At 65.4% G+C, this 19146-nt stretch carries 17 protein-coding genes; 13 read left to right on the top strand and 4 right to left on the bottom strand.

Annotation, left to right across the window (positions count from 1 at the left end):
* Positions 1–73 precede the first annotated feature (73 nt).
* The 7 genes from VMJ11_RS12360 (at position 74) to VMJ11_RS12330 (ending at position 6812) form a co-directional block, all read left to right on the top strand.
* On the top strand, positions 74–796 hold the full coding sequence (locus tag VMJ11_RS12360) for a GntR family transcriptional regulator (protein WP_325619696.1): 723 nt from the start codon (positions 74–76) through the stop codon (positions 794–796).
* A 287-nt stretch (positions 797–1083) separates the two neighbouring features.
* Positions 1084–2598: an NCS1 family nucleobase:cation symporter-1 gene (locus VMJ11_RS12355; RefSeq protein WP_325619695.1), complete on the top strand. Its 1515-nt coding sequence runs from the start codon at positions 1084–1086 to the stop codon at positions 2596–2598.
* A gap of 37 nt (positions 2599–2635) precedes the next feature.
* On the top strand, positions 2636–3424 hold the full coding sequence (locus tag VMJ11_RS12350; protein WP_325619694.1) for an aspartate/glutamate racemase family protein: 789 nt from the start codon (positions 2636–2638) through the stop codon (positions 3422–3424).
* A gap of 258 nt (positions 3425–3682) precedes the next feature.
* Positions 3683–4642 (top strand): allantoinase PuuE, encoded by a 960-nt coding sequence (gene puuE / locus VMJ11_RS12345; protein WP_325619693.1) that lies wholly within the window; start codon positions 3683–3685, stop codon positions 4640–4642.
* Positions 4639–5160 carry a 2-oxo-4-hydroxy-4-carboxy-5-ureidoimidazoline decarboxylase gene (gene uraD, locus VMJ11_RS12340; RefSeq protein ID WP_325619692.1) on the top strand — a complete coding sequence of 174 codons (522 nt, stop codon included), beginning with the start codon at positions 4639–4641 and terminating at the stop codon, positions 5158–5160. Before puuE ends, uraD begins: the two co-directional genes overlap by 4 nt.
* Before the next feature lie 86 nt (positions 5161–5246).
* Positions 5247–6257, top strand: coding sequence for an allantoicase (alc, locus tag VMJ11_RS12335; protein ID WP_325619691.1), 1011 nt, complete (start codon positions 5247–5249; stop codon positions 6255–6257).
* 18 nt (positions 6258–6275) lie between these two features.
* Positions 6276–6812 carry an ureidoglycolate lyase gene (locus VMJ11_RS12330; RefSeq protein ID WP_325619690.1) on the top strand — a complete coding sequence of 179 codons (537 nt, stop codon included), beginning with the start codon at positions 6276–6278 and terminating at the stop codon, positions 6810–6812.
* A gap of 496 nt (positions 6813–7308) precedes the next feature.
* Here VMJ11_RS12330 and VMJ11_RS12325 read toward each other — a convergent pair whose 3' ends face one another.
* Positions 7309–8502, bottom strand: a complete 1194-nt coding sequence (locus tag VMJ11_RS12325; protein ID WP_325619689.1) for a urate hydroxylase PuuD — start codon at positions 8500–8502, stop codon at positions 7309–7311.
* A gap of 225 nt (positions 8503–8727) precedes the next feature.
* Positions 8728–9081, bottom strand: a complete 354-nt coding sequence (uraH, locus tag VMJ11_RS12320; protein WP_325619688.1) for a hydroxyisourate hydrolase — start codon at positions 9079–9081, stop codon at positions 8728–8730.
* 562 nt (positions 9082–9643) lie between these two features.
* On the opposite strand from uraH, the gene VMJ11_RS12315 reads away from it, so the two are divergent.
* Entirely contained in the window at positions 9644–11062 is a 1419-nt protein-coding gene (locus VMJ11_RS12315) for an 8-oxoguanine deaminase (protein ID WP_325619687.1), read from the top strand.
* Between the two features lie 114 nt (positions 11063–11176).
* Here VMJ11_RS12315 and VMJ11_RS12310 read toward each other — a convergent pair whose 3' ends face one another.
* The gene (locus VMJ11_RS12310) at positions 11177–12109 is read right to left on the bottom strand and encodes a LysR substrate-binding domain-containing protein (protein WP_325619686.1); all 933 of its coding nucleotides are present in this window, start codon (positions 12107–12109) and stop codon (positions 11177–11179) included.
* 268 nt (positions 12110–12377) lie between these two features.
* On the opposite strand from VMJ11_RS12310, the gene VMJ11_RS12305 reads away from it, so the two are divergent.
* The 4 genes from VMJ11_RS12305 to VMJ11_RS12290 all read left to right on the top strand — a co-directional run bounded on the left by VMJ11_RS12305 (position 12378) and on the right by VMJ11_RS12290 (position 17317).
* Positions 12378–13997 carry an ABC transporter ATP-binding protein gene (locus tag VMJ11_RS12305; protein WP_325619685.1) on the top strand — a complete coding sequence of 540 codons (1620 nt, stop codon included), beginning with the start codon at positions 12378–12380 and terminating at the stop codon, positions 13995–13997.
* A 66-nt stretch (positions 13998–14063) separates the two neighbouring features.
* Positions 14064–15170 (top strand): ABC transporter permease, encoded by a 1107-nt coding sequence (locus VMJ11_RS12300; protein WP_325619684.1) that lies wholly within the window; start codon positions 14064–14066, stop codon positions 15168–15170.
* A gap of 44 nt (positions 15171–15214) precedes the next feature.
* Positions 15215–16144 (top strand): ABC transporter permease, encoded by a 930-nt coding sequence (locus VMJ11_RS12295; RefSeq protein ID WP_325619683.1) that lies wholly within the window; start codon positions 15215–15217, stop codon positions 16142–16144.
* 87 nt (positions 16145–16231) lie between these two features.
* Positions 16232–17317: a BMP family ABC transporter substrate-binding protein gene (locus VMJ11_RS12290; RefSeq protein WP_325619682.1), complete on the top strand. Its 1086-nt coding sequence runs from the start codon at positions 16232–16234 to the stop codon at positions 17315–17317.
* A 188-nt stretch (positions 17318–17505) separates the two neighbouring features.
* Here VMJ11_RS12290 and VMJ11_RS12285 read toward each other — a convergent pair whose 3' ends face one another.
* Positions 17506–17715: a dodecin gene (locus tag VMJ11_RS12285; protein WP_325619681.1), complete on the bottom strand. Its 210-nt coding sequence runs from the start codon at positions 17713–17715 to the stop codon at positions 17506–17508.
* A 193-nt stretch (positions 17716–17908) separates the two neighbouring features.
* Between VMJ11_RS12285 and VMJ11_RS12280 the strand changes: the two genes are divergently transcribed.
* Positions 17909–18808, top strand: a complete 900-nt coding sequence (locus tag VMJ11_RS12280) for an NAD(P)-dependent oxidoreductase (RefSeq protein ID WP_325619680.1) — start codon at positions 17909–17911, stop codon at positions 18806–18808.
* The last annotated feature ends 338 nt before the right edge of the window (positions 18809–19146 follow it).

Genomic DNA, 19146 nt, shown 5'->3' with positions numbered 1-19146 from the left:
CCCCAGGTCCGCCAACAAAATTGTTGACAATATTTATGTCCAACCTAGCATACCCAACATAGAGAACCGAGCCATGCGAAAGACCGATATCGACGCCGAAGCAACCGGCATGAAGCCCGAGGCAATTGCAGCGCGCATTCGCGCTGCCATCCTCGAGCACCGCTTGCCGCCCGGCGCGAAGTTGACGGAAGCACAGTTGTGCGAAGTATTCGGCGTGAAGCGCGGCCCGATCCGCCAGGCGCTCGCGCTGCTCGCAACGGATCATCTCGTTGATCTGGAGCCCAATCGCGGCGCGTTCGTCGCAAGCCCGACGCTCCAGGAAGTGCACGAGGTGTTCGAAATGCGGCGGATCATCGAGATGGCCGTCGTAGGGCGCATATGCAGCGCGCAGCACGGCAACCGGCGCCTGAAGAGCATCGGCGAGACGATCCGGCGCGAGCGCAAGGCCTTCGAAGGCCGCGACTTTCCGACGTGGATCCGTCTGTCGGGCGAGTTCCATACGTCGCTCGCATCGCTCACCGGGAACACGGTGCTCTGCGATTGCCTGAACGGACTCGTGGCGCGCTCGACGCTGATTTCGGCGCTCTACGAATCGCCGGGACGCAGCCCGTGTTCGTTCGACGATCACGAGGCGATTCTCGCGGCGCTGGAAGCCGGAAATGAGAAAGAGGCGGTCGACCTGATGGTGCGGCATTTGCAGGGCGTCGAGCTCAGGATGCTCGACCGGCCGGCGGGTACCTCGGTCGATCTGCAGGAAGTATTCGGCGCTCGCGAGGCAACGGCACTCGGGCGCTGAAGTGCCGGCGCATCGGCACTGAAAGGGATTGCAGCAAAACGCGGCGGCGCACGGCGAACCGTGCCTGCCGCGGCTGAAAAGGATGGAGTGGGGCGCATGTAAGGCATGCGCAGGGCCTCGGCAGGAACGGTGGTGCAGGGCGCGCGCAAGCGCCGACCGGCGCCGGATCTGCCAGGCCGAACCATTCGCAGACATCGCGGCGGCCGCGTCATTGCGGCGGTGCGCACGCGTTTCGAGGCGTTCAGGCGTCTTTTTTCCGTCGGCGTATCCATCCCAAGGAGCGGATCATGGCTCAGTTCAGCGCGTCACCAGGCAGTCCGGCAGTGCCCACCTTCGAATCCAGCGAGAGCAGCGAGTCAGCAGACGCCCTGCGGCTGCCTGCCGGCTACAGCGAGCGGCTCTATAACCACGACCTCGCGCCGCTGCGCGAGCAGACCTGGGGCGCGTACAACATCTTCGCGTTCTGGATGTCCGACGTGCACAGCGTCGGCGGCTACGTGTTCGCGGGCAGTCTCTTCGCGCTCGGCCTCACGAGCTGGCAGGTGCTCGTCGCGCTGATCGTCGGCATCTCGATCGTCAACGTGCTGTGCAATCTGATCGCGCGGCCGAGCCAGCGCCACGGCGTGCCATATCCGGTGGCCTGCCGCGGCACTTTCGGCGTGCTCGGCGCGAACGTTCCCGCCGTGATTCGCGGGCTCATCGCCGTTGCGTGGTACGGCATCCAGACCTATCTCGCCTCGAGCGCGCTCGTGATCGTGGTGCTCAAGTTCGTCCCGCAGCTCATGCCCTACGCGGACGTGCACAAGCACGGCCTGCTCGGGCTTTCCGCGATCGGCTGGGCCGGTTTCATGACGCTCTGGGTGCTGCAGGCCCTGGTGTTCTGGAACGGCATGGAGACCATCAAGAAGTTCATCGACTTCGCGGGGCCTGCCGTTTATGTCGTGATGTTCATCCTCGCGGGCTACATGGTGTATCGCGCGGGTTGGCGCAACATCGGCCTGAATCTTGGCGGCGTGAAGTATCACGGCACGGAAGTGATCCCGGTGATGATCACGGCGATCTCGCTCGTGGTGTCGTATTTCTCGGGGCCGATGCTCAATTTCGGTGACTTCTCGCGCTACGGCAAGTCGCTCAAGAGCGTGCACAAGGGCAACTTCTGGGGCTTGCCGGTCAACTTCCTCGCTTTCTCGCTCGTCACGGTCATCACGACTTCGGCCACGCTGCCTGTATTCGGAGAACTGATTACCGATCCGGTTGAAACGGTCGGCCGCATCGATCATCCGACTGCCGTGATTCTCGGCGCGCTCACGTTCACGATCGCGACCATCGGCATCAACATCGTCGCGAACTTCGTCTCGCCGGCATTCGACTTCTCGAACGTCGCGCCGCGGCTCATCAGCTGGCGTGCAGGCGGCATGCTCGCCGCCGTGGCCTCGATCTTCATCACGCCGTGGAATCTCTTCAATAACCCCGCCGTGATCCACTACACGCTCGACGTGCTCGGCGCCTTCATCGGGCCTTTGTACGGTGTCCTGATCGTCGACTTCTATCTCGTGAAGCGCGGACGTCTGGCTGTGGACGACCTCTATACGGTGTCTCCGTCCGGCGCGTACTGGTACCGCAACGGCGTGAACTGGCGCGCGGTGGCAGCATTGCTGCCCGCCGCGGTGATCGCGATTCTCTGCGTCATGGTGCCTTCGCTCGGCGGCGCGGCGAACTTCTCGTGGTTCGTCGGCGCGGCGCTCGGCGCGCTGTTCTATCGCGCTCTCACGATGGGAGAACGGGCTCGCGCAAGCGCATGAGCGGCATACCAAACCAGGCAATGACGAAGGATTCGATATGCGTATCAAGCTGATCAACCCGAACACCACGCAGCGCATGACTGCAGCGATGGAGCAGTGTGCGCGCGCGGTGATCGCGCCGGGCACGGAAGTGGTGGCGGTGAGCCCGACGATGGGGCCGCCGTCGATCGAAGGCTATTACGACGAGGCGCTTGCCACGCCGGGCCTGCTCGCCGAAGTGGAGGCCGGCGAGCGCGAAGGCTTCGATGGCTACGTGATCGCGTGCTTTGGCGACCCCGGCCTCTATGCGGCGCGCGAGCTGGCGCGCGGTCCGGTGGTGGGCATCGCGGAAGCCGCGATGCATGCGGCGAGCGTGCTCGCGCCAGGCTTCTCGGTCGTGACGACGCTCTCGCGCACCCGGGCGATGGCCTGGCATCTCGCGGAGCGTTACGGCATGACGCGCTTTTGCCGCAACGTGCGTGCAATCGACGTGGCCGTGCTCGAACTCGACGAACCGGGGTCGGCGGCGCGCCGCGCGATCGTCGAGGAGTGCCGCCGCGCGCTCGACGAAGACGGCGCGGATGCGATCGTGCTGGGCTGCGCGGGCATGACGAGCCTGTGCGCGCAAGTGGAGGAGGCGCTGGGCGTGCCGGTGGTGGACGGCGTGACGGCCGCCGTGAAGTGGGTGGAAGCGCTCGTCGCGCTGCGCCTCTCGACCGCCAAGCGGGGCGACTTCGCGCGTCCGATCGCCAAGCGCTACGACGGGGATTTCGCGCGTTTCAGTCCGACCAGTCCCGCGCCCGCCACAGAAACGCCGCCGCCCGTGCGGCCGCTGTGTTACGGGTAAACGCGCAGCACCGGCCAGCGGCCGAGGACGGCTAGCTGGCCAGCCAGGCGGGAGCCACATACACCTCGCTTGACCCGTACTATCTGGGCGTGCGTATGGGCGCGTACGGGTGATTTCGCTACACTGATCCGGTCCTGCAAGCAGGTTGCGCGGCCCGCCCGCCACACCTTGCGATGCAGGGCCGGCGGGCGCTCCTCGGTGCTTCGCCGTCGTGCGGACTCTTCGTTTCATCCTCTTTATTCGATTGATTCGACCAGCATGCCACTCGATCCCCAATATCCCCGCGATCTGATCGGTTATGGCCGGCATCCGGTGCAGGCCAACTGGCCCGGACAGGCGCGCGTCGCGGTGCAGTTCGTGCTCAACTATGAAGAGGGCGGCGAGAACTGCGTGCTGCACGGCGACGCCGGCTCCGAGCAGTTCCTCTCCGAAATCGTGGGCGCCGCCGCTTACCCAGCGCGCCACATGAGCATGGAATCGATCTACGAATACGGCTCGCGCGCGGGCGTCTGGCGCATCCTGCGCGAGTTCGAAAAGCGCGGGCTGCCGCTCACCGTGTTCGGCGTCGGGATGGCGATCGAGCGTCATCCCGAGGTCGCGCGCGCGTTCGTCGAGCTGGGCCATGAGATCGCGTGCCACGGGTATCGCTGGATTCACTACCAGGACGCTTCGCCGGAGAAGGAAGCCGAGCACATGAAGCTCGGCATGGAGGCGATCGAGCGCGTGACGGGCGTGCGCCCGCTTGGCTGGTACACGGGCCGCGACAGTCCAAACACGCATCGCCTCGTGGCCGAATACGGCGGCTTCCTGTACGACTCCGATTACTACGGCGACGATCTGCCGTTCTGGATGGACGTGGAAGTCACGGGCGGCAAGCGTGTGCCTCAACTGATCGTGCCGTACACGCTCGACACGAACGACATGCGCTTCGCCACGCCGCAAGGCTTCAATACGGCGGATCATTTCTTCACGTATCTGCGCGACGCATTCGACGTGCTCTACGAAGAAGGCGACGAAGCGCCGAAGATGATGTCGATCGGCATGCACTGCCGCCTGCTCGGGCGCCCCGGGCGTATCCGTGCGCTGCAGCGGTTCCTCGACCACATCGAAAAGCACGAGCGCGTGTGGGTCACGCGCCGCGTGGACATCGCGCGCCACTGGCGCGAGCATCATCCCTATCAACCGCAGCAGAACGACCACCGCGGGGCCGCCGCATGAAGGCAATGCACTACACCCTCGAACAGCTGAATCAAGCCTCGGCCGATGCCTTCGTGGCGGCGCTCTCGGGCATCTTCGAGCACTCGCCCTGGGTGGCCGAGGCGGCCGCGCGGCAGCGTCCGTTTGCAGGCATCGACGCGTTGCATCGCGCCATGTCGCAGGCCGTGGAAACGTCGGACGAGGCGAAGCAGCTCGCGCTCATCAACGCGCACCCGGAGCTTGCGGGCAAAGCGGCCGTACGCGGCGAACTGACCGCCGAGTCCACGCGCGAGCAGAGCGGCGCGGGCCTGAACCAGTGCACGCAGGAAGAATTCGACAGGCTGCAGGCGCTCAACCGCGCGTATCGCGAGAAGTTCGGCTTCCCGTTCATTCTCGCGGTGCGCGGCTACGACCGCCACGGCATCATCGCGAACTTCGAAGCGCGCGTGAACAACAGCCGCGCCGACGAAATGCGCGCGAGCCTCGACCAGATTTACCGCATTGCGCGTTTTCGGCTCGATGAGCTGATCGACGTGTGACGTGGCGCCGCGCCCGTGCAGCAAGCAATTTGCGAGCGGGCGCCGCGCCGATTCGATCCACAGAAAAGACACGAAGGAAGACAACGATGGCACTCCCGACTCTCGACCCCAACGCACCTGACTTCACGCGCCGCTTCGTGAATCTCGCGGATCCGCGTCTGGGCGCGCAGGCGCTCGAGGCGAGCGACGACTTCTTCGCGCCGAAGGAGCGCATGCTCAATCCGGAGCCGGCCGTCTTCATTCCCGGCAAGTACGACGAGCACGGCAAATGGATGGACGGCTGGGAAACGCGCCGCAAACGCACCACCGGCTACGACTGGTGCGTGGTGAAGCTCGCGCGCCCCGGCATCATCAAGGGTCTCGACATCGATACGAGCCACTTCACGGGCAACTATCCGCCGGCGGCTTCGGTGGAAGGCGCGTATGTGGCCGATGGCGCACCCACGGCCTCGACGCAATGGACGGAAATCGTTGCTTCGACCTCGTTGAACGGCAATAGCCATCATTACGTGGACGTGTCGAGCGACAAGGCCTATACGCACCTGCGCGTGAACATCTACCCCGATGGCGGTATCGCGCGCCTGCGTGTGTATGGCCAGCCGCAGGTGGACTGGCAGGGCGCGAGCCGCACGGCGCTCTTCGACCTCGCGGCAATGGAAAACGGCGCATACCTCGTTGCAGCGAACAACCAGCACTTCGGCCTCGCTTCCACGTTGCTCATGCCGGGGCGCGGCGTGAACATGGGCGACGGTTGGGAGACGCGCCGCCGCCGCGAGCCAGGCAACGACTGGGCGATCATCGCGCTCGCGCAGCCCGGCATCATCAAGAAGATCGAAGTCGACACGGCGCACTTCAAGGGCAACTATCCCGATCGCTGCTCGTTCCAGGCCGCGCGCGTGACGGGCGGCACGGACAGCTCGCTCGTGACACAGGCGATGTTCTGGCCGGTGCTGCTCGGCGAGCAGAAGCTGCAGATGGATAAGCAGCACTACTACGAAAGCGAGCTTGCGGCGCTCGGCCCGGTCACGCACGTGCGCTTTAACATCTACCCGGACGGCGGCGTTTCGCGTGTGCGCCTCTGGGGCACGCTCGCCTGATCCGCTTACGAGGCCGTCATGAGTGAAACCACGCAGTTGTCCTGTACGACGCTCGCCATCGAGCCGCTCACGCGCGAGGCGTTCGCGCCTTTCGGCGACGTGATCGAGCTTGCTGGTGCAAAGCAGATTCCGATCAATCTCGGCACGACGATCCGCTATCACGATCTCGCGAAAGTGGATGTGACGGACGAGGGCGGCCGCACGCTCGTGAATCTCTTTCGTGGGCAGCCGCGCGTGCTGCCGTTCGAGGTGAAAATGCTCGAACGGCATCCGCTCGGCAGCCAGGCGTTCGTGCCGCTCAACGACAAGCCGTATCTCGTGGTGGTCGCGCCGGCAGGAGAGCTCGACGTCACGAAGATTCGCGCATTCGTTTCGAGCGGCTGGCAAGGCGTGAACTACGCGAAGGGCGTCTGGCATCACCCGTTGATCGCATTGGGCGAGGTGAGCGATTTCATCGTCGTCGACCGCGGTGGAGAAGGGCTCAATCTCAACGAGCAGGATTTGCCGGAGTCGCTCTGGCTCACGCAAGAGGCAATGAAGGCGGCGATAAGCTGATCTTCTGCACTACGTAGCACTTCACGAAGCCACGGCCGCAACCGTGGCTTTTTTGCGTCTGGCGCGCAAGGATTGGTGGCGGATGAATGCCGGCGTTGCAGGCGCGGCGAGAGCGTTGGCGGGTTCATCGAGCTTGTGCGCGAAGGCGTCAATGACGCGGTCCCGGTCAGATCGAGCTACACACTTCGAGCCATCGTCCTGCCGCCGTGTTGCGGCAGCCTGGGCACGCGGATCGCTCGCGCCCGGAAGGTTCATCGAAGGCGTTGCCGCATGATGCGGCCGCATCTCTTCATACGTCGATTTGAATCAGCGTCCACAGATCCCGCATATATCGTCGCGAAGGACCAAGCCCGCTATTTCCCGCACGCAATCGTGGCACAAGCCACTCGATACGGCGCGCCCAAAAGCAAAAGGACCCGAAGCGCACAGCACTTCGGGTCCTTCCATTCACCGTCTGCGGCGCGCGGTGCAGAGCACGCGCGCACCGCCGGTCACATCACTGCTTCGCGCCTGCCTGGAACCACGCCGCAATCTTCTGACGCTCGTCGTCGGTCATGTGCGTGACGTTGCCAAGCGGCATTGCCTTGAGCGTCACGGCCTGTTGATACAGACGCTGGGCGTTCTGCGAAATCTCGTCGGGCGTATCGAACATCACGCCGGCCGGAGCCGCGCCCATCATCGTCGGGTGCGCCGAGTGGCAGGCCGCGCAGCGCTGCTGCAGGATCGGCTGGATGTCCGCGACCTTGAGCGTCGGCGCATTCGCGGCTTCGGCCTGCGGCACGACTGGGCGCGGCAGCGTCCAGACGAGCGCGACGAACATCAGCACCACGCCGCCGATCGGCAGATACCAGAGTTGCTGGCCGCGATGACGCATCACGAAGAACTGGCGAATCAGCGCGCCGGCCAGCATGATGACCACGAGCAAGGCCCAGTTGTAGGGGTGCGTATAGGTCATCGCGTAGTGATTCGACAGCATCGCGAACACCACGGGCAGCGTGAAGTACGTGTTGTGCACCGAGCGCTGCTTGCCGCGCTTGCCGTAGATCGGGTTCGGCGTGTCGCCCTTGAGCATCGCGGCGACCATCTTGCGCTGGCCGGGGATGATGACGAAGAACACGTTCGCCGACATGATCGTCGCGAGCATCGCGCCCATGATGAGGTACGCGGCGCGGCCCGCGAAGATGTGGCACGCGAGGTACGCGGCGATCACGACATAGATGCCCACGCACACGCCGAGCAGCTTGTCGTTCGTGCCGAGCAGGCGGCACAGCGAGTCGTACACGATCCAGCCCGCGGCGAGGAAGCCGAGTGCCGAGAAGATCGCCACGACCGGGCCCATGTCGAGTACGTTCTTGTCGATCAGGTACGTGTTCGGCGCCATCAGGTACAGCACCGTGAAGAGCGACGCGCCCGAGAGCCACGTCGTGTAAGACGGCCACTTCGACCAGTGCAGGTCATCGGGCATTTCGGGCGGCGCGACGGTGTACTTCTGCATGTTGTAGAAGCCACCGCCATGCACGTGCCACAGTTCGCCGAACACGCCGCGGCGGCGCTGATTCGGATCCGTGGGCGGTTTGAGGCTGTTGTCGAGCGCGACGAAATAGAACGACTCGCCAATCCAGGCGATCGCCGCGATGACGTGGAACCAACGCAGTGCGAGGTTCAGCCAGTCGGTAATAAAGCCTTCCATGAAACTCCTCCACTCCTGATGCAATGCGCTCGCGTCTGGACGCTGGCGCTAACTGCGGGGTATGCGCGCTTCGACATGCCCTGGAAACGCTGAACGTTCCAGGCGCCGTCGCGCTGCCGTTGTTGTTCGTATGACCTTGAATCGAATAGTCGGGCACGAGAGTCGCGCGAAAGTCGTCCGTGCCGAACGCGGCCGATGCTTCGCCTGCCGCGCTCGACTGTGCGTTCAGCTGCCCCGATAGGTGCTGTACGCCCACGGCGAAACGAGCAGCGGCACGTGGTAGTGCGCTTCGGCGTCGGCGATGCCGAAGCGCAGCACCACGCGGTCGACGAAGCGCGGCTCGGGCACGTTCGCGCCGAGCGCAGCGAAATAGTCGCCGGCATGAAACACGAGTTCGTATTCGCCTTTCGTGAGCGTTGCGCCCTCCAGCAACGGCTCATCGCAGCGACCGTCTTGATTGGTGGTGACGGTCTTGAGCGCGCGGCGCGCGTCGCCCGCGAGCGCAAAGAGCTCGACTTTGATGCCCGCGCCGGGACGGCCGTTCGCGGTGTCGAGCACGTGGGTAGTCAGCTTGCCCATTCGCAGTTTTCCTTGTGAGTGCCTGGTGCGATTGCGAGGTTTCAGCGGCGGCTCGATCCCATGTTTCTTGCGGCGGATCGAGGCTCCACGTCAGTGGCTACATACCCGTCGGCGGATCGAAGCGAGCGCCGTGAATGCATTTTAAGAACGATCGCACCCGGCGCGCGCGAGCGATAGGAAAGATAATGCCCCAAGCATGAGGGTGTGCCCCAGGGCGCAGCCCGAAGCCGTGCGTGGGCATCGCTCCCTACATTCACGTGCGTCATTTGTGCATCGTAGCGGCGCCAAAAATCGACCTTTATATGCGTGGCGTGAATGTGGGTATCGCAGCGGCGTGAATTGCCACGAATATTTTGGCCGCGGATCGTAGAGCCCATGCGCAGCGCGTGCTGCGCGTCCCGAAGACGGCGGTGGACGCCGGGTAACCGGGCCAGCGGCGTTCTCGAGCGGACGCGTCGGCACCGGTGTTCCGGCGACTGGCGCCACGCCCCGAGGACGTCTGGTTCACACGCCGCGCGAGCGCCAGGAGGGCGCGCCGCGGCACGACAACGGAACAAGGACGATGGAACGCACACTCGCGCAGGGGCAAGGCCCTCAGAACCCGCAGAACCCGCAAAAAGGCGGCAGGACCCTGCTGCTCAGGAACGCCGAGATGCTGGTGACGATGGACGGCGCGCGCCGCGAAATTCGCGGCGGCGGCCTTTATGTCGAAGGCAACCGCATCGTCGCGGTGGGTCCGAGCGCGGAGCTGCCCGCCACGGCCGACGAGGTGATCGACGCCAGCGGTCACCTCGTCGTGCCGGGGCTCGTCAACACGCATCACCACATGTATCAGAGCCTCACACGGGCCGTGCCGGCCGCGCAGGATGCCGAACTGTTCGGCTGGCTCACGAATCTCTACAAGGTATGGGCAAACCTCACGCCCGAGATGATCGAGGTTTCCACGCTCACCGCCATGGCGGAGCTGCTGCTCTCGGGCTGCACCACATCGAGCGACCATCTCTACATCTACCCGAACGGAAGCCGGCTCGACGACAGCATCCGCGCGGCGCAGCGCATCGGCATGCGGTTTCACGCGAGCCGCGGCAGCATGAGCGTCGGCCAGAAGGACGGCGGCCTGCCGCCCGATTCCGTGGTCGAGCGCGAGGACGCGATTCTCGCCGACACGCAACGCCTCATCGAGACGTATCACGACGATGGCCGCTACGCGATGCTGCGCGTCGTGGTGGCGCCGTGCTCGCCGTTCTCGGTGAGCCGCGATCTGATGCGCGAATCGGCGGTGCTTGCGCGGCATTACGGCGTGTCGATGCACACGCATCTCGCCGAGAACGTCAACGACATTGCTTACAGCCGCGAAAAATTCGGCATGACGCCCGCCGAGTACGCCGAGGATCTCGGCTGGGTGGGGCGCGACGTGTGGCATGCGCACTGCGTGCAGCTGGACGACCACGGCATTGGCCTCTTCGGCCGCACGGGCACGGGCGTCGCGCACTGTCCGTGCTCGAACATGCGGCTCGCCTCGGGCATTGCCCCCGTCAAGAAGATGCGGCTCGCGGGCGTGCCGGTGGGACTCGGCGTGGACGGCTCGGCGTCGAATGACGGCGCGCAGATGGTCGCGGAGGCGCGGCAGGCCATGCTGCTTGCGCGAGTGGGCTTTGGCCCCGACGCCATGACCGCTCGCGAGGCGCTTGAAATCGCGACGCTGGGCGGCGCGCAGGTGCTCGGCCGCGACGATATTGGTGCGCTCGCGCCCGGCATGGCGGCCGACTTCGTCGCGTTCGATCTGCGCCAGCCGCTTTTCGCGGGGGCCTTGCACGACCCGGTCGCGGCGCTCGTGTTCTGCGCGCCGTCGCAGGTGGCGTTGAGCGTGATCGGCGGGCGCGTCATCGTGAAGGACGGCGTGCTGCAGACGGTGGAGCTCGGGCCCGTCATCGAGCGGCACAACCGGCTCGCGGCCGAGCTTGTGCAAATGGCGCGCTAAGAAGAGCCAGCGAGCGGCAGGACGTGAATCTGAAATGCAGCGGCGGCGCGCAACGAGGGCAGCCGGAAGTGCAAGGAAGGACAAGCAAGCCGCGCCGCCGCGCGGCCGCCGTGCTCAGGGTTTGTTGATCAGCGTCTTCGTTGCTTCGGCGACGAGGCCGCGCAACCAGCGTACTTCGTCCGAGTAATGACAGCGCTCGTGCCACAACTGGTAGTACTGCATCGGCGGGAAATCGAGCGGCGCGGGCACGACCGTGAGCGGCAGAAAGCGCGCATAGTGGTCGGCGAACAGGCGCGTGGTCGTGAAGACCAGATCCGACTTGATGAGCACGTAGGGCGCGAGATTGAAGTACGGCAGCGTGACGACCACGTGGCGCTTGAGGCGCTCGCGCGCGAGATGCACGTCGATGGCGCCGCGCTGGCCCACGGAATAGGGCGTGGGCGCGAGATGCGGCGCGTTCAGGTACTGGTCGAGCGTGAGCCCGCCGCGCTTGGCGAACGGGTGCGTGTTGCTCATCAGGCAAACGATCTGGTCGACGAACAGATTCGAAAGGTGCAGTTGCTCGGGCGGCTCGGGCCAGTTGCCGATGACGATGTCGAGCTTGCCTTCCTCGAGCGCGAGCTCATAGTCGAACGCGGGCCCGAGCGAGTGGAACTCGAGCGTGGCGTTGGGCGCGGCCTGTCGAAAGCGCTCGACCACGGTCGGCACGAACAGCACGTTCAGATAGTCCGGACAGCCAATGCGATAGCAGCGGATCGACGTGGCCGGATCGAAGTTGTGCTGCTGGAAGCGAATGCGCTCGATCTCGCGCAATGCGTTCTGTACGGGTTCGAGCAGGCGCAGGCCGTACTCGGTCGGTACCATGCCGGATTTGCCGCGCACGAGCAGCGGGTCGCCGGTGATGTCGCGCAGGCGCCGCAGCGCGGCGCTGATGGCCGGCTGGGACTGATTGAGCTTGACGGCGGCGCGCGTCACGCTGCGCTCCATCAGAAGCGTGTGCAAGACGCGCAAGAGGTACGTGTCGATCGCCTCGCGTTGCTGACTCATGAACTCTCCGAATTATATGTTTTGGCTGATCGATGGGCTTTGTGGGTATATCGTTTTTAATATGGACAGAAAGGACCGTCAAGCGAGGCTTACCCCGAGCGGTGCGTGCAGCGGGGCAACGGTGATTTTTGTCGGCTCGACGCTGGCATGGCTAACAGGTATCGTCACCCCCGCACGGCGGCGCAACGCGTCGGGGTGCTGTGTCGGGCCGCGGCGGCATGCGTGAAGCGGTATTCGAATAGCAATAACGTACAACGGCGGAACCTCCATGGGTGATTCTTCTTCACGTCGGGCTAGGGGCACGCACGGCGATCACGACGTGCCGCGTCTCGCGCTCACGGGCATTACGAAGCAGTACCCGGCGGTGCGCGCGAACGATGACGTCACGCTCTCGGTCGCGGCCGGCGAAATTCACGCGTTGCTCGGCGAAAACGGCGCGGGCAAGAGCACGCTCATGAAGATCGTCTACGGCGCGGTGCGGCCCGACGCGGGCGAGATTCGCTGGGAAGGCCAGGCCGTCGAGATCGCGAGCCCCGCCGCGGCGCGCAAGCTCGGCATCGGCATGGTGTTCCAGCACTTTTCGTTGTTCGAAACACTGACGGTGGGCGAGAACATCGCGCTCTCGCTCGACGAACCGTTCGATTTGAAAACGCTTGCGAGACGCATTCGGGAGGTATCGGCGCAATACGGCCTCGACGTCGATCCGCAGCGCCACGTGCACAGCCTGGCCGTGGGCGAGCGCCAGCGCGTGGAGATCGTGCGCTGCCTGTTGCAGAACCCGCGCCTCCTGATCATGGACGAGCCGACTTCCGTGCTCACGCCGCAAGCCGTGCGCAAGCTTTTCGGCACGCTGCGCCGCCTCGCATCGGAAGGCTGCAGCATTCTCTACATCAGCCACAAGCTCGACGAAATCCAGGAGCTGTGCGACACGGCCACCGTGCTGCGCGGCGGCAAGGTGACGGGCCGCGTGATTCCGCGCGAGGAAACGCATGCATCGCTCGCGCGGCTGATGGTTGGGCGCGAGCTGCCCGACTACACGCGCCGTGCGCACACGCCCGGCGACGTGCTGCTCGACGTGAACCACCTGTCGATGCCGAGCGACGATCCGTTCGGCACCTCGCTCAACGATGTTTCGTTCGGCGTGCATGCGGGCGAGATTCTCGGGATCGCGGGTGTCTCGGGCAACGGTCAGGCGGAGTTGCTCGCCGCGCTTTCGGGCGAGGCGCAGACCGGCCGTCATGGCGTGCCTGCCGATGCGGTCAAGATTTGCGGCAAGGCTGCGGGGCGGCTTTCGGCGGGCGCGCGGCGCAAGCTCGGCTTCGCTTTCGTGCCCGAGGAGCGGCTCGGGCGCGGCGCCGTTCCGGCCATGTCGCTTGCGGAAAACGCATTACTCACTGCGCACCGCGAAGGCATGGTGCGCTCGGGCTGGCTGAAGACGGGCGCGATGCGCGCGTTCGCCGAGCGCTGCATCGGCGCGTTCGACGTGCGTTGCGGCGGGCCGGACGCGCTCGCGCAAAGCCTCTCGGGCGGCAACCTGCAGAAGTACATCGTGGGCCGCGAGATTCTGCAGGCGCCGAAGGTGCTCGTGGTCGCGCAGCCCACGTGGGGCGTGGACGTGGGCGCGGCGGCATTCATCCGGCAGCAGTTGCTCGACCTTTCGGCGCGCGGCGTGGCGATTCTCGTGATCTCGGAAGAGCTGGAAGAGCTCTTCGATATCTGCGATCGCATCGCCGTACTCGCGGGCGGGCGCCTATCACCCGCGCGCTTGACGGGCGAGACCAACGCCGAGGAAATCGGCCGCTGGATGGCGGGCCTTTTTGGCGAGCGCGCCGAACGCGGCGGCGGCCCGAACGGCGAGCCGCCCGCGCATACCGTGGCGAATGTCTGAAGCTTCGTGCGCCACGCGAGGCGAGAGCAAAACAACCACCCAGGACCGACCACCGACTTCACCATCATGATCTTCCCGTACCGACTCGAAGTTCGCACGACGCCGTCGCGCACGGTGCGCGTCGCCGTGCCGTTGATCGCGGCGCTGCTCACGCTCGCCATCGGCTTCCTGATCTTCGGCCTCGTCGGCCGTGACCCCGTGCAGGCCATGCACGCGTTCTTCATCGAGCCGCTTTCGACCATCAACGGGTGGTCCGAACTGCTGCTCAAGGCTTCGCCGCTGTGCCTGATCGCGCTGGGGCTCGCCGCCGGCTATCGCGCCAACGTCTGGAACATCGGCGCGGAAGGGCAGATGGTGCTTGGCGGCATCGCGGCGAGCGGCGTGGCGATCTACTTCGATCAATCGACGGGCTGGTGGATCCTGTTCCTGATGATGCTCGCGGGCGTGTTGGGCGGCATGGCCTGGGCGGCGATCCCCGCATGGCTCAAGAGCCGCTTCAACACCAACGAGATCCTCACGAGCCTGATGCTCACCTATGTCGCCACGCAACTGCTGATCTGGCTCGTGAGTGGCCCGTGGCGCGATCCGAACGGCATGAACTTTCCGCTCTCGGAGATGTTCAGCGGCGACGCGCTCTATCCGACCTTCGGCGGCGACTGGCGCATTCACTGGCTGCGCGGCACGCGCCTGAACGCGTCCATCTTTCTCACGCTCGCGGCCATTCCGCTCGTGTGGCTCTTCATGCGGCGCAGTTTTGCGGGCTACCGCATGAGCGTGGGCGGCCTCGCGCCGCTCGCCGCGCGCTATGCGGGCTTCTCGGAGAAGAAGACGATCTGGACTTCGCTGCTGCTTTCGGGCGGCCTCGCGGGCCTCGCCGGTATGGGCGAGATCGCCGGCCCGATTGGCCAGCTTCAGGCGACGTGGTCGCCGGGCTACGGCTTCACGGCGATCATCGTCGTGTTCGTGGGGCGTCTGCATCCGTTCGGCATCGTGCTTGCGAGTCTCCTGATGGCGCTGCTCTATCTGGGCGGCGAAGCGGTTCAGACCTCGTTGCAATTGCCGCAAGCGCTTTCCGGCGTGTTCCAGGGCTTGCTGCTCTTCTGCCTGCTCGGCGCAGACCTGTTCGTGAACTACCGCGTACGCCGCCATCGTCCGGTCGCGGCCTCGAACTGAACGCCACCATCCAAAGAAAACGCATCTGAAAGAGACCACACGACATGGATATCCAGCAAGCCAGCTCGCTCGCCTCGAGCGCCGTGACCGCAGCAATACCGCTGATGTTCGCGGGCGTGGGCGAGCTCGTCACCGAGAAGTCGGGCGTGCTCAATCTCGGCGTGGAAGGGATGATGCTGATGGGCGCCGTCACGGGCTACGCGGTCACGACCATCACGGGCAATCCGTGGCTCGGCTTGTTTGCGGGCATGGCGGCGGGCGTCGCCATGTCGTTGCTGTTCGGCTTCCTCACGCTCACGATGCTCGCCAACCAGGTTGCCACCGGGCTCTCGCTGACGATCTTCGGCGTCGGGCTTTCCGCGTACGTGGGCAAGCCCTACACTTCGGCCGCCACGTCGGCCACCATTGCCGCCTGGCCGATCCCTGGGCTCTCGCAACTGCCCGTGGTGGGGCAGGCGTTCTTCAGCCTCACGCCCATCGATTACCTGGCATTCCTGATGTTCGCGGTGGTCGGCTGGTTCCTCTATCGCACGCGCGCCGGGCTCGTGCTGCGCTCGGTGGGCGAGTCGCCGCAGGTCGCGCATTCGGTGGGCTTTCCGGTGATCGGCGTGCGCTATGGCGCGACGGCATTCGGCGGCGCGATGGCGGGCCTCGCGGGCAGCTACTACTCGGTCGTGCAACTGCACCTGTGGCAGGAACAGATCACGGCGGGGCGCGGCTGGATCGCGCTCGCGCTCGTCGTGTTCGCGACCTGGCGGCCGGGGCGTCTTTTGATCGGCGCGCTGTTGTTCGGCGCTGTCACGGGCGCGCAATTCTACGCGCAGGCCGTAGGGGTGCCGGTGCCCACGCAGTTCCTCGCCATGCTGCCGTACGTCGCGACGATCGTCGTGCTCGTGCTCATCTCGCGCAACCCGAACACGATCCGCCTGAACGCGCCGGCTTCGCTCGGCAAGCCGTTCTTTGGGGCCGCGTAACGATGCCCGGCTGGATCGTCCATACGCATTGCTAACCAACTCGTCTTGAACGCCCACAGTCATCCAATCCACGACAGGAGATCCACGATGAAAAGAACCATCCTGACCGCTTTCGCCGTTGCCGCCACCTGCGGTACGGCGGCGCTCGCACCCGCGGCTCAGGCCGCCGACGTGCCGGGCGTCGCGTTCGTCTATCTCGGCAATCCGGGCGATGCCGGCTGGACCTTCGCGCACGATCAGGGCTCGAAGGCCGCCGAGCAGAAGTTCGGCAACAAGATCAAGATCACGCGCGTGGAGAACGTGCCGGAATCGGCGGATTCCGAGCGCGTGTTCCGTGATCTGGCGAGCAAGGGCAACAAGATCATCTTCGGCACGAGCTTCGGTTATCAGGACTTCCAACTAAAGGTGGCGAAGGATTTCCCGGACACCGTGTTCCTGCACGCGACCGGCTACAAGAAGGCGCCGAACTTCGGCACCTTCGACGTGCGCATGTACCAGGGCGCGTATCTCGCGGGCGTCGCGGCCGGCTACGCGACGAAGACCAATACGCTAGGGTTCGTGGCGTCGGTGCCGATTCCCGAGGTCGTGCGCAACATCAACGCGTATACGCTCGGCGCGCGCTCGGTGAATCCGAAGGTTCACACCAAGGTCATCTGGATCAACAGCTGGTTCGATCCGGGCAAGGAGAAGCAGGCTGCGGAAACGCTGATCGGCCAGGGGGCCGACGTGCTCCTGCAAAACACCGACTCGAGCGCCACGCTCGCGACGGCCGAGGAGAAGCATGTCCACGCGTTCGGCTGGGATTCGAACATGAAGAAGTTCGGCCCGAATGCGCACCTGGGCTCGGTTGAGGCGAACTGGGGCGTCTACTACATCGCCGCGATCCAGCAGGTGCTGGATGGCAAGTGGAAGAACGACCCGGTGTGGTGGGGCATTGCGCAAAAGGCGGTCGATCTCGGCGACGTGAACACCTCTGAGCTTTCGGCTGACGCGCAAAAGGCCGTTGCCGCAAAACGCGAAGCGATCGCAGGCGGCAAGTGGGATGTGTTCACGGGCCCGATCAAGGATCAGACCGGCGCGGTGAGGGTGCCGGCCGGCAAGACGCTGAGCGACCCGGAACTGCAGCGCCTGAACTGGTACGTCGAAGGCGTGGACGGCTCGCTGCCGAAGTAATGCAGAAGTAATGCCGACGTAATGTCGAAGTAGCGCGGAAACACGCGCGAGCAGAGCGTTCCCGCAGCCGCTTGCGCGGCGCGAGTGCGTTCTCCGGCGGTGAGGCATGCAGCACACGAAACGGCTGCGCGTAGCCTGTGAGGCTCGCGCGGCCGTTTTACGTTGTCGCGGCGCTAAGCCTCGCCGCGTCAATCGTCAATGCGTATGCCCACCTTGATCGTGACCTGCCAGTGCGAGACCTGATCGTTTTCGATCAATCCGCGAGTTTCCACGACCTCGAACCAGTGCAGGTATCGCAGCGTCTTCGACGCGCGCGCAATGGCGCAGCGGATGGCGTCGTCGCTCGACACCGTGGACGAGCCGGTAAGTTCGATCTGCTTGTAGACGTGTTCGCTCATGGCAGTGTCTCCTCATGGGGCGCGCGGCGTGGGCGCGTCAATCGAGTATAGGTAACGAAGCCCGGCGCGAACTGAAACATGACGCGCGTGTTGCGCCGGGTATCATGGCGCCTCGCATGAAATCGGGCATCGGCCATGTTCATCGCGCGCATGGGCGCGATGCCGGCAGTAGACGGAGCAGGAGACGAAGAAGATGGACAAGCAGGTATTGGGTTTTTGCGGGCCGGGTCTGATGGGCGCGCCGATGATTCGCCATTTGCTGCGCGCCGGGCACGCGGTGCGCGTGTGGAATCGCACGCCGGATAAGGCCGAGGCATTGATCGCCGATGGCGCGCAGGTGGCCGCGACGCCACGCGAACTGGGTCGCGAGGCCGACGTCGTGCTGCTGTGCGTCGCGGACGCCGCGGCCGTGGAGTCCGTGGTGTTCGGCGAGCAGGGGCTGCTGGCAGGCGAGGGGGCGCAGGGCGCGCGAGTGCGCTGTATCGTCGATCATTCGAGCATCCCGCCCGACGCGACGCGCAGCTTCGCCGAGCGAGCCGGGGCGCACGGCGTGGGCTGGGTCGACGCACCGGTTTCGGGCGGTGTGGCGGGCGCGCAGAACGGCACGCTCGCGATCATGGCGGGCGGCGCAGCGGCCGATGTCGAAGCGGTCTCGCCGATCCTCGCCGCGTACGCGGCGCGCGTCACGCATATGGGCGGCGTCGGCGCGGGCCAGACCACGAAGCTGTGCAACCAGGCGATCGTGACGGCCACGGTGGCGGCGATCGCGGAGGCGGTCAGTCTCGCGCGCCGCAGCGGCATCGACGCGGCGAAGCTTCCCGAGGCGCTCGCGGGCGGCTGGGCCGACTCGCCGCTGCTGCGCACGTTCGTGCCGCGCATGACGCAGGACGGGCTCGAGCCGATCGGTGCGCTCAAGACGTTCCAGAAGGATGTGGACACGATTGCCGCGGCGGCCGCTCAGACCGGCACGCCCATGCCCGTTTCGGGCACGGTCCAGCAGCTGCTGCGCCTCGCGGCGGCGATGGGCCTCGCGCAGGCCGACTTTTCGGGGTTCATCGACGTGTTGCAGACGCCGCGCACCGGCAAAGCATGAGCCGCGGCTACGCGACGGCGGTCGATGCGACCCTCCATGTAGGCAGCACCGCTCGCCTGCCTTCATATTCCGCACTTCTCTCCGTGTCATGCTGCCAGGACGCGGCGCCGGGCATGCCTTCGCGATGCGCGCCGATTTTCCGTGCGGGCGGCGGCCAGGCCGCAGGCCGCTCCGACGGCTGGAACTCGCGCGTGAAGTGGCATAACCTGCTAAAATTACAGGTTTTTCGTCGATCTACTTACCGGGACGCGCTGTGCTCTCTACCGCCAACATCACCATGCAATTCGGGCCGAAGCCCTTGTTCGAGAACATCTCGGTCAAATTCGGCGAAGGCAACC

This window comes from Paraburkholderia sp. (genome assembly GCF_035501035.1).
In the GTDB taxonomy this organism is placed as follows: domain Bacteria; phylum Pseudomonadota; class Gammaproteobacteria; order Burkholderiales; family Burkholderiaceae; genus Paraburkholderia.
Note: the sequence above shows the minus strand (reverse complement) of the source record. Positions and strands in the feature narration are given on the sequence as shown.